The organism is Oleiphilus sp. HI0125, from assembly GCF_001635355.1.
The window spans coordinates 1-11,163 of record NZ_LWGF01001410.1 but is presented as its reverse complement, the minus strand read 5'-3'; the positions used below and the strand labels follow the sequence as shown (position 1 = coordinate 11,163).

Here is an 11,163-nt window from a genome sequence, read left to right as displayed (position 1 = left end):
TCGACCAAAGGTTAGTGCCCCTATTTATTATTTCCTGGTCGCGCGATATCCCACATATCTGCAGGCGAAATAACATCCCAATCAACTTTATTAGAGCCTGACATCGCCAGCATTGCCTGAATCAAGCTTGGCGCGCCGCCTGAGCGGGGCAAATCATATTGATCGGGATAGCCCACATCCGTTAAAAACAAACCATAAGGCTGAGCAGTCACATCGGCTTTAGTACGATCTTTCGCCGCAAGCACTTCAGCACACCACTCCACTGGATTTCGGCCCGCACCTATCGACATAAGGACGCCCGCGATATTACGCACCATATGGTGCAAAAAGGCATTGCCCTGAATATCTAGCACAAGAATATTACCGAAACGATTTACGCGAACGTGGTCGATATGCCGAAACGGCGATTTACTCTGACATCCAACGGCACGAAACGAAGTGAAATCATGCTCGCCCACCAAGCATTGTGCCGCTCGATGCATCAGCGACTCATCTAAAGCGTAATGACACCAAGTCATTTCGTCATAAAAATGCGCTGGTCGAATAGGATGATTAAAGATCACATAGTTATAGCGGCGATTAAAAGCAGAAAAACGCGCGTGAAACTCATCTGAAACCGACTGCACCCAAGAAACAGAAATATCTGGCGGCAGATTTGCGTTACAACCAAAAACCCAAGAGCGCGCAGTTCTTACTGATGTGGTATCAAAATGAACAACCTGATAACTCGCATGAACTGCTTTATCAGTACGACCCGCACAAACAACTTCGACAGGATGGTTTGCGACACGAGAAATCGCAACTTCTAATTCAGCCTGTACAGAGGGAACACCGCTTTTTTGAGACTGCCAGCCACAATAAGCACTCCCTTTGTACATCAGCCCTAACGCAATGCGGCCAGTAACGTGATCGTTACCGGCCGCAGTATTCATATCTGACATACTATTTAGAAATAGAATCGATCAGTTCGTTAGCTTGCTGCTTTTGCTGATCAGAGCCTTCTTGCTGAACTTCAACTAAAATCTCTTTAGCGCCTTCGGTGTCACCCATATCGATATAAGCGCGCGCCAAATCCAACTTAGTAGACACCTCATCGGTTCCTTCTAAGAAGTCGAAATCTTCGTCATCACTTAATTCCGGCTCGAAATCATCTGCATCGCCCAACGCTTCAGCCGCTTCATCTAGGGTCTCGTCCGTGATGGTGAGTTCGTCATCTCCTAGATCAAGCACATCTGCAGCACCTTCGTCTGCTTCAGCACTTTCAGTCAACGAATCTTCCGGCTCCAAATCATCCAGCTCATCAAGAGCATCTCCAAGGTCCTCGGATTCAGAATCATCCAATTCTAGGGCATCTAGCTCTTCAGCATCTAAGGACAACTCTTCTTCAGATTCAGAGTCAAAATCTAAATCCAAGGCTTCGTCCAACTCTAGGCTAAGATCATCTGCATCTGCCTCTTCCACTACCGATTCAAGGCTTTCAGCTTCAGAATCTGCACCCGCATCTTCATCAAGACCTAAAGCCTCATCATCAAGTGATAACTCATCACTCAAATCCAAATCAATTTCAGCTTCGTGATTTAACTCTGCGTCACTTAGCGACAATTCACCGTCTTCATCTACGAGATGAGACGAAGCTGCATCTGCAGCCGATGCATCATTGTCAGCATCCAACTCAAGCTCTTCTGCTTTGGCAGAGTCGCCACCAAGATCTAAATCCTCTGATGAGAAATCGATACCTGGATCAACTTCTAGTTCTTTATCACTTTCATCAAGCTCCAAATCGATATCTAAATCGATATCTAAATCTTCTGAAGCAAAATCTATATCACCAGCAACCTCTTCAAGCGCTTCTTCAGCGTATGAGTCTTCGTAATCTTCCAAGCTTGCAGGAGACTCAGAGTCTAGTACCTCTTCTTGAATCGTTTCTGCAACTTCGCTTTCTTCCTGCTCAACCGTATCGAAGTCAAAGTTGTTATCGTCTCCAGATAAAAGCGCCTGCTCTTCATCCTCATCTAACAAATGCTCTACTTCTTCTGCACTACCAGCATCTGCTTTCTGATTTGCAAGCTCTTCTAAACGCTCATTCAGCTCAACACGAATCTGTGCGGCTTTTTCAAGCGCATCTTGATCCTGGATAGCCGACAACTCACTAAACTGCTTTTCAAACGAATCTGAATCGCCAAGGTCGCGATACACTTCTAATAACTTAAGACGATAATCAACACGAACCGGATCGTTCGAAATACCATCTTCTAAAATCTGAGCTGCCTGATCCAAGCGACCATAAGCGATATATACATCAGCCTCTGCAATTACGTCCTCTTCTGGTGAAGCAGGCGCATCTTCCTCTACAGACTCTTCTTCCGCTTCTTCTTTGACAACTGCAGCAGGTTCTTCTAACTCTTCATCAGCCGATTCAAGTTCAGTAGGCTCATCAGATTCAACCGGCTCATATTCTTCTTCATAGTCATCAGATTCTTGCTTCGCACGCGACTTGGAAATCAACCACAACGCAATCAATAGAAGAATCAAGATACCCGCCACACCTGCTTGGTATAGAGGGTTAGTCATAAGCTTGTTCAGCAAATCTTCTTGAAAGTTAACTGGTGCTGGAGCTTCAGCAGGCGCAGCTTCCGCAGGTTTTACTTCTTCTACTTGAATCTCTGCAACGACTTCAGTCACCTCAACTTGCTCAGCGATCACTGAGCCATCTTCATCTAGAACTACCGTTTCTTTTACTTGCTCAACAATGACTTCAGCAACTTCTGCGGTTTCTTCAACTGATTCTTGAGAAGCACCCTGCTCACCATCAACCTCAGCCTGCGCAGCGTCTAATTCACTTGCACGCATTTGCGACTGCAAGCTCGCTAGCTGATCATTTTTTAGCGTAAGTATGCGCTGAAGGGTCTCAAGTTGCTCTTCAAGCGCATCAACCTTACCGCTTAACTCTTCGTTCTCGAGATTCGCTTTATCGAGCTGCTCCAGAGCAATATTCATTTCACCCTGAGACACACCAGTAGCGTTTGAACCTTGAGGATCTGAACCCGCTGAATCAGATGCTTTTGAATCTTTATCTGGAACAACTAGCTTAAGTTGATCCTGATTCGCCGCAGGCTTTTGTGTTTTCGGAGATGATTGAGTTGAAGGTTTAGAGGAAGAAGTCGGAGTCTTGGTCTTTGGCTTTCTTAGAGCAGCATTTTGCTCAATAACCGAATTGATCGCCTGATAAGCACTACGCGATGTCATTTGATCGCGCGTTGGCAAGCGCAGAATTTGGCCCGCTTTCATCTTATTGATATTTCCATCAATAAAAGCGTCAGGATTCAAATCCTGAATCGCAAGCATCACTTGTTGCGGACTAACATTCCGATCTGGACGAATGCCTGTCGCGATATCCCAAAGCGTATCTGTTGATTTAGTTGGCCCGTACGTCTCGTTACCAGCCAAGGCACCGGCTTTCGGTTTCACGCTAGAACGCACTGCCAAGTTATCTCCTTTTTCAACGGATGCAGGTGCAGAAACTTGCGGTTTTGCTTGTTGAGAGGCTGCAGGGCTAGCAACGACAGGTTTGTCTTCTGCGAAAACTGGCGGATCGATCAACAAAGCGTATTCACGCAATAAACGACCGCTTGGCCAAATTACTTCAACAAGAAAGTTAATGAACGGTTCACGGACTGGCTTTTTGGTTGTGAGAACCACTTTTGGCTCGCCACTCTCATTGCGCTGAACTTCAAAACGAATATCTGAAAGGAAATAGACTCGATCAATTCCTGCCTTAAGGAACTCTTCTCGGGTCGCCAAACCAGGCAAAATTTCTGCGTCTGTTAAACCACCTGTATTCACCAATTCAATTTCAGCTACCAAAGGCTGATTTAAATTAGAATTAACCTTTGCATCGCCTAAACCCAAAGCATGAGTTAAACCTGCATAACCTGCGGACGCCAAGGTCAATACAATAGCCAGTTTGCGGATCATTACGCCTTTCCCTTAAATTTTCGGTTCAATCTCAATTAGCTACAGCTACAACATACTTCTATAAAGCAGTTTAAAAAACAGCCACAATCACTTGCTTTTATTGAGAAAAATAAAATTTTACATTTTGGTAAGTATCGATCATCAAACCAAAATTATCAACTGAACTTTTACTACATAACTATTAACAATAGTCAGCTTTTTGAGTTCTGCCTCCTTTCCTATTGCCAATAAAAAAGCCCATCTGTTTTCACAGACGGGCTTTTAATCTGCTTACCGACTTTATCGGCAAGTGAAGCTAAGTCTCAAGCTTCCAAAACTATCCGTAACATTCTACGCAATGGCTCGGCTGCACCCCAAAGAAGTTGATCGCCAACTGTAAACGCTGAGATATACTCAGGACCCATTTCAAGCTTACGGATTCGACCAACAGGAATACTCAAGGTACCTGTTGCTACCGTTGGGCTAAGCTCGTTAATAGATGCTTCGCGATCATTAGGAATTACTTTGACCCAATCATTCGCTGCAGCCAATTTAGCCTCAATTTCTTCGACAGGCAGATCCTTCTTTAACTTAATGGTAAGCGCCTGAGAGTGACAACGCATAGCACCAACACGTACACACAAACCGTCAATTGGGATTGCTTGTTCTTGCGTACCGAGAATCTTGTTAGTTTCAGCACCTGCTTTCCACTCCTCACGGCTTTGGCCTGACGGCAACTGCGTATCGATATAAGGAATCAAAGAGCCCGCAAGCGGAACGCCAAACTGGTCAGTCGAGAATTCGTCTGAACGCATTTTCTCTGCTACCAACTTATCAATTTCAAGAATCGCTGACGCTGGATTGTCTAGCTGATTCGCAACCGCTTCTTTGATCTCACCCATTTGAGTAATCAATTCACGCATGTGCTTAGCGCCTGAACCTGATGCCGCTTGATATGTCATCGGTGATACCCATTCCACCAAGTCTTCCGCGAACAAACCTCCTAGAGCAAGCAACATTAGACTCACCGTACAGTTACCACCGACGAAGTCTTTCACGCCATTAGATAGTGCTTCATCGATCACGTGACGGTTAACAGGATCAAGCACGATGACAGCGTTATCTTCCATGCGAAGGGCTGAAGCCGCATCAATCCAGTAGCCATCCCAGCCACTTTCGCGCAACTTAGGGTAAACCGCTTTTGTGTAATCACCACCCTGACAGGTAATGATGAAATCCATTTGCGCCAGCTCACTCACGTCATTTGCGTCAAGCAATACTGATTCCCCCTGCCCTAGATCTGGAGCAGGTAAACCTTTTTGTGATGTAGTAAAAAACACTGGCTCAACTAAAGAGAAGTCATTCTCTTCTTGCATACGCTGCATAAGCACGGAACCAACCATGCCACGCCAGCCGACCATTCCTAACTTTTTCATTTCTATCGACCTTATTAAACCAGTGATTTAAACCAAAGACTCAAGCGCCGCAACAACCGCGTCACCCATTTCTTTTGTAGAGACTTTTGTTGAACCTTCAGAGAAGATATCTGCAGTACGCAAACCTTGATCAAGCACTTTGCTCACTGCATCTTCAATCAGATCAGCGGCTTTGTTCTCGCTCAAGCTATAACGCAACATCATCGCAACGGATAGAATCGTTGCGAGCGGGTTTGCGATGCCTTGGCCAGCAATATCAGGCGCAGAACCATGACACGGCTCGTACATACCTTTATTGTTCTCATCTAACGATGCAGATGGAAGCATACCGATAGAGCCAGTAAGCATTGCTGCCGCATCAGACAGAATGTCACCAAACATGTTGCCTGTAACCATTACGTCAAACTGCTTCGGCGCACGAACGAGCTGCATCGCTGCGTTATCAACATACATATGACTCAGCTCTACATCTGGATAGTCTTTCGCCATATCGTCAAGAATTTCACGCCACAACACCGTTACTTCAAGTACGTTCGCTTTATCTACAGAACAAAGCTTACCGTTACGCTTTTGCGCTGCTTCAAACGCAACTTTTGCAATGCGCTTAATTTCGCTCTCAGAGTACACATAGGTGTTGTAACCCTGACGCTCACCATTTTCGAGGGTACGTACACCACGCGGTTGACCGAAATAAATGCCGCCCGTTAACTCACGCACGATCAAGATATCAAGACCCGAAACAACTTCTGGCTTCAGGGTTGATGCACTTGCAAGCTGCGGATATAAAATCGCCGGACGTAAATTACCGAACAACTCAAGATTTGAACGAAGACCAAGCAAACCTTTCTCTGGACGAATAGACATATCAAGCTCATCCCACTTAGGACCACCTACAGCACCAAGTAAAATCGCGTCAGACGCTTTTGCTTTATCTAGCGTCTCATCAGGAAGCGGAACACCTGTCGCATCAATCGCAGAACCACCAACCAAAGCATGGTCCGTCTCCAAACCAAGACCTAACTTATCATTTACAAGATCAAGAACGCGCTCTGCTTCCGCAACGATTTCAGGACCGATGCCATCACCTGGCAATAACAAAACTTTTTTAGACATATCTAGCTTTCCAATAAACTTTAAAATTCTTTCGTATGCTTGCGCTTATCAAGCACCTTGAATCGCATCGAACAACCAAGGTGTTTCTTGGCGACGACGTGCTTCGTATTCTTTAATTTTCTCTTCGCTCTCTAGCGTCACGCCAATATCATCCAAACCGTTCAACAAGCAGTGCTTACGGAATGCATCGACTTCAAAGCTAAAGCTCTCACCGCTTGGTGTTGTTACAGTTTGCGCGTCAAGATTGATATCCAACTCATAGCCTTCTGTCGCTTCAACTTCATTGAATAGCTGATCAACTTGCTCTTCTGTTAACACAATCGGCAACAAACCATTTTTAAAACAGTTATTGAAGAAAATATCCGCAAAACTTGGTGCGATCACAGAACGGAAACCGTAATCATCTAAAGCCCATGGCGCGTGCTCACGCGAAGAACCACAACCGAAGTTTTGACGTGCAATCAACACGCTTGAACCTTGGTAGCGCGTTTGGTTTAAGACGAAATCTTCGTTTAGTGGACGACCTTCACAGCTTTGATCTGGCTTGCCTTCATCTAAGTAACGCAACTCATCAAACAAGTTCTTACCAAAGCCAGTGCGTTTGATAGATTTCAAAAACTGCTTAGGAATGATCATATCCGTATCAACATTGGCACGATCAAGCGGAGCAACAAGGCCTTTTAATTCTGTAAACTTTCTCATTTCTCTCGCCTCCCCTATGCGCTTACAAATTCGCGAACATCAACAAACTTACCGGCAATTGCAGCCGCTGCTGCCATCGCAGGACTTACCAAGTGCGTACGGCCACCAAAGCCTTGACGACCTTCAAAGTTACGGTTTGAGGTAGATGCACAATGCTCGCCCTGACCTAACTTGTCGGCATTCATCGCCAAGCACATAGAACAACCCGGCTCACGCCACTCTAGACCTGCTTCGGTAAAGATCTTATCTAAACCTTCTTCTTCCGCTTGCGCTTTCACCAAGCCAGAACCCGGAACAACCAAAGCCTGCTTCAAGGTGCTCGCCACTTGGCGACCTTTAACAACTTCCGCCGCAGCGCGTAAGTCTTCGATGCGCGAGTTCGTGCACGACCCAATAAAGACGCGATCTAGCTGAATATCCGTAATGGCTTGATCAGCTTCTAAGCCCATGTATTCAAGCGCACGTGTAATGCCTTCTTTTTCGACGCTGTCAGTCGCATTCGCAGGATTTGGTACGTTATGGCTAACCGGCAACACCATCTCTGGTGAAGTACCCCACGTCACTTGAGGCTCGATACTTGGACCATCAAGCTCTACCACTTTGTCAAAGTGCGCGCCTTCGTCGCTGTGAAGGTCAGCCCATGCTTCAACCGCTCGATCCCACATCTCACCTTTAGGCGCGTAAGTGCGACCTTTCACGTAATCGATAGTCGTTTGATCCACCGCAATCATACCCGCACGAGCACCTGCTTCGATCGCCATATTACACATGGTCATACGACCTTCCATGCTCAAATCACTGATCGCTTCGCCCGCAAATTCAATTGCATAGCCAGTACCACCAGCGGTACCAATTTCGCCGATGATCGCAAGAATAATGTCTTTACCTGTAATACCAGGAGCAACTTTGCCATTCACGCGAACAAGCATGTTTTTCATTTTCTTTTGAACAAGCGTTTGCGTTGCTAGCACGTGCTCAACTTCAGAAGTACCGATACCATGCGCAAGTGCGCCAAACGCACCATGCGTAGACGTGTGCGAATCACCACACACAACTGTCATACCCGGCAAGGTTGCACCCTGCTCTGGCCCAACCACGTGCACAATGCCCTGACGCTCATCAAGCATTTTAAATTCAACGATTCCAAACTCATCACAGTTGTCGTCAAGCGTTTGCACCTGAATACGCGAAACAGGATCTTCAATACCCTGCACACCGCTGCTACGTTCAGTTGTTGGTACGTTATGATCTGGCGTTGCAAGGTTTGCATCGATACGCCAAGGCTTACGATCTGCAATACGAAGACCTTCAAACGCTTGCGGTGAAGTTACTTCGTGAAGAAGCTGACGATCAATGTAAATCAATGAAGAACCGTCATCACGCTCTGCAACAACGTGCGCATCCCACAACTTGTCGTAAAGGGTTTTATTTGTCATTTACGTAAACTCTCACTTAATGAATCTAGATACGGTAAAGCGTTGCCAAACAAGGGCTTCTTTACCTATTGAATAAATTGTATTCTCAACCTATAAATAAAACAAAGTCATATTTTTTATAAATACGATTCCTAATAGGAATACATGTTTGTATCACGTTATTTAACAAATACTATGGATATTGAAGCGCTTCTCGCATTTATAACGATCGTCAACGAAGGGTCTTTCTCTAAGGCAGCTAAGGTCATGCATATTACCCAGCCCGCCATATCGAAACGGATTCAAAACTTAGAAAGCCGGCTTGATGTAAAACTCTTCGAGCGACTACAACGCGAGATCACCCTGACTGATGCAGGCAAAGCATTACTGCCACACGCCTTAAACATCTTGCACAACTTCGACAACGCAAAACAGGCAGTACGAGATACAAGTGGTGAAGTAAAAGGCGACTTAAGAATTGTGGCAAGTCACCATATTGGATTGCATCGATTACCTTTGATATTGCGCGAGTTCTCCAAACGGCACCCTTTAGTTGATTTGCACCTGAATTTTCTCGACTCCGAAAGTGCTTATGCCCTGCTTCAAGAAAACAACGCCGATATCGCTTTTATAACGATTCCAGAACAACGTCGGGAACATTTCATAACGCATTTGGTTTGGGATGACCCGATGGCCTTTGTATGCGGACATCAACATCCATTAGCAAAACTAAAGCGCGTCGGCCCAAAGGAGTTATCACAACATGATGCGATTCTTCCCTCAGAATCCACGCTCACCTATCGCATCGTCGCCAAGGTGTTTGAAGAAAACCAACTTGAACTAAAAGCAAAGATACCAACCAACTACTTAGAAACCATGAAAATGATGGCCAGCGTTGGTATGGGCTGGTCGGTATTGCCACAAACAATGATCGACGAAGACCTTCACGCACTCCCCGTTCGCAACCCTGTCATTGAGCGCAAGCTCGGCGCCGTCAGTTATGAGAAGAAACATCTAGGCAGCGCCGCCAGCGCATTTATGGAGATAGCATTAGGGATTTGGGAAGAGGCTTGAGGGATGTCAGAATTTAGACATTAGCGGATGTTGAACTGCTGATGTCCGGTCGATCCTTGATGCGTACTTCTACAAAGAAGCGGACATTTCGCGGCGCGAAAACTTTTCGATTTATATACAGAAGCGGACGTCAGACAGGCAAGTTTTTAACTGGGATTTATTTCGAGTTTATATAGTAAGCAGACATGAACGCCTACAATAACGGGCCGCAGTGTAGGCGCGAAGCACCGAAACGTAGGTCCGAGCTAGCTTGCTGGCGGGCGTCGATTGTATTGTTAAATGCCGTAGTCACGTTCCACCTTCGATATACGAGTTTTGAACGATGCATACCATTTCTCATGACCAAGCCGTTGGGCTTCTTGGTGCCCTGCATTTTTCTTCCACCGCTTAATGGATTCAAGATCAGACCAATAAGATACGGTAATTCCAACATCCTCTCGCGCTGACTCTACACCTAAAAAGCCTGGTTGCTTTGACGCAAGCTCAACCATTCGATCTGCCATTTGGCCATAACCGTTATCACCTTCTGTACGGTGAGAAGTGAAAATTACTGCGTAGTAAGGTGGTGCCGGTGTATTGGCAATGAGAGACATCTAAACTCCTTTGAGCATTTAACGCCGCTATAAAGGGCAGGCAATGCGCAGCATTGACTGTCCAGCCCAACTTGTTGGGCGATCTTTGATAGCCTGGTTATGTGTGATGTTGCTGTTAATCATAAAACGCCAACCATGCTAACGTAATTAATGGGATTAATAGGGGAACCAAGCCGTACATTACAAAATCAGAATATGCCCTGGAGCTGAGATACTGAAACCCTTTTTGTATTGAGCGAACTGTAAAAATGGTTAAGCCTATAAATCGATATCGATGCCATTGCTTTCATTATCTCTTTTGTTTTTTAGTGCTCTGGCTGTCTCACCTAAAACATCGAATCCGTTTGGGTCACTACCTTTATACCCCTGACTTTTTCGTTTCCTGCTTTCATCATTTGGTAAAGGCCACATAAATACCGTTATAGAAAAACCGATGAAGGGGATCAAAATAAATGGGAAGTAAATTTCCTCAACTGCGAAGTACATTAGCAGCCCAAAACTTAATAAAGACAATGCGATAAGCTTCGCTTTCATATCAGCACCTTAGTGAACATAGCCGTGGAATCTTAGTTTCGAGGCCTGTTGGTTTGCAAAGTATGCAACCTCAAATCATCGCGCCTTGCTTGGTAGGCAAGGCCATCCTTAAGTTTTCTATCCTAAGATGAAACGACCTCGTTTTGAAAGTCTGTCTTGCGACGCACTGATTTTTTTGACGTTCAGGACAGGTCAGCTATCCGCAAGAAGGTAACGTTTTAGTTATTGCTCCATTAACGACTCCTAATGTCTATTTGCGAATGGAAAACCAATGTCCGCTTTTCATTCATTANTNGNTTGCGCCAATTGATCTTAGCTTCCAAAGTGCGCATCCAGTTTATC

At 45.4% G+C, this 11,163-nt stretch carries 9 protein-coding genes; 1 reads left to right on the top strand and 8 read right to left on the bottom strand.

What is annotated here, in order from left to right; genetic code table 11:
• Positions 1-20 precede the first annotated feature (20 nt).
• From truA to leuC, 6 genes are all read right to left on the bottom strand, one after another.
• Positions 21-932, bottom strand: coding sequence for a tRNA pseudouridine(38-40) synthase TruA (gene truA, locus A3762_RS24020; RefSeq protein ID WP_197469554.1), 912 nt, complete (start codon positions 930-932; stop codon positions 21-23).
• A 10-nt stretch (positions 933-942) separates the two neighbouring features.
• A complete protein-coding gene (locus A3762_RS24015; RefSeq protein ID WP_068757990.1) occupies positions 943-3,975 on the bottom strand; it encodes a FimV/HubP family polar landmark protein in 3,033 nt (1,010 codons plus the stop codon).
• 302 nt (positions 3,976-4,277) lie between these two features.
• Positions 4,278-5,390, bottom strand: coding sequence for an aspartate-semialdehyde dehydrogenase (gene asd / locus A3762_RS24010; protein WP_068757988.1), 1,113 nt, complete (start codon positions 5,388-5,390; stop codon positions 4,278-4,280).
• A 27-nt stretch (positions 5,391-5,417) separates the two neighbouring features.
• On the bottom strand, positions 5,418-6,503 hold the full coding sequence (gene leuB, locus A3762_RS24005) for a 3-isopropylmalate dehydrogenase (RefSeq protein WP_068757987.1): 1,086 nt from the start codon (positions 6,501-6,503) through the stop codon (positions 5,418-5,420).
• Positions 6,504-6,551: 48 nt separating this feature from the next.
• The gene (leuD, locus tag A3762_RS24000) at positions 6,552-7,205 is read right to left on the bottom strand and encodes a 3-isopropylmalate dehydratase small subunit (protein ID WP_068757985.1); all 654 of its coding nucleotides are present in this window, start codon (positions 7,203-7,205) and stop codon (positions 6,552-6,554) included.
• A 14-nt stretch (positions 7,206-7,219) separates the two neighbouring features.
• Positions 7,220-8,641 (bottom strand): 3-isopropylmalate dehydratase large subunit, encoded by a 1,422-nt coding sequence (gene leuC / locus A3762_RS23995; RefSeq protein WP_068757983.1) that lies wholly within the window; start codon positions 8,639-8,641, stop codon positions 7,220-7,222.
• Positions 8,642-8,815: 174 nt separating this feature from the next.
• Here leuC and A3762_RS23990 point away from each other — a divergent pair, with 174 nt between their 5' ends.
• Positions 8,816-9,694 carry a LysR family transcriptional regulator gene (locus A3762_RS23990; RefSeq protein WP_068757981.1) on the top strand — a complete coding sequence of 293 codons (879 nt, stop codon included), beginning with the start codon at positions 8,816-8,818 and terminating at the stop codon, positions 9,692-9,694.
• A 275-nt stretch (positions 9,695-9,969) separates the two neighbouring features.
• Here the strand turns inward: A3762_RS23990 and A3762_RS23985 are convergent, their stop codons facing one another.
• Positions 9,970-10,287 carry an antibiotic biosynthesis monooxygenase gene (locus A3762_RS23985; protein ID WP_068502149.1) on the bottom strand — a complete coding sequence of 106 codons (318 nt, stop codon included), beginning with the start codon at positions 10,285-10,287 and terminating at the stop codon, positions 9,970-9,972.
• A 258-nt stretch (positions 10,288-10,545) separates the two neighbouring features.
• On the bottom strand, positions 10,546-10,821 hold the full coding sequence (locus A3762_RS23980; RefSeq protein WP_068502153.1) for a hypothetical protein: 276 nt from the start codon (positions 10,819-10,821) through the stop codon (positions 10,546-10,548).
• Positions 10,822-11,163 lie beyond the last annotated feature (342 nt).

Coding starts and splice junctions, on each gene's coding strand:
- leuC (WP_068757983.1), bottom strand. CDS start 8,641: ATGACAAATAAAACCCTTTACGACAAGTTGTGGGATGCGCACGTTGTT.
- leuD (WP_068757985.1), bottom strand. CDS start 7,205: ATGAGAAAGTTTACAGAATTAAAAGGCCTTGTTGCTCCGCTTGATCGT.
- A3762_RS23985 (WP_068502149.1), bottom strand. CDS start 10,287: ATGTCTCTCATTGCCAATACACCGGCACCACCTTACTACGCAGTAATT.
- leuB (WP_068757987.1), bottom strand. CDS start 6,503: ATGTCTAAAAAAGTTTTGTTATTGCCAGGTGATGGCATCGGTCCTGAA.
- A3762_RS23990 (WP_068757981.1), top strand. CDS start 8,816: ATGGATATTGAAGCGCTTCTCGCATTTATAACGATCGTCAACGAAGGG.
- A3762_RS23980 (WP_068502153.1), bottom strand. CDS start 10,821: ATGAAAGCGAAGCTTATCGCATTGTCTTTATTAAGTTTTGGGCTGCTA.
- truA (WP_197469554.1), bottom strand. CDS start 932: ATGAATACTGCGGCCGGTAACGATCACGTTACTGGCCGCATTGCGTTA.
- A3762_RS24015 (WP_068757990.1), bottom strand. CDS start 3,975: ATGATCCGCAAACTGGCTATTGTATTGACCTTGGCGTCCGCAGGTTAT.
- asd (WP_068757988.1), bottom strand. CDS start 5,390: ATGAAAAAGTTAGGAATGGTCGGCTGGCGTGGCATGGTTGGTTCCGTG.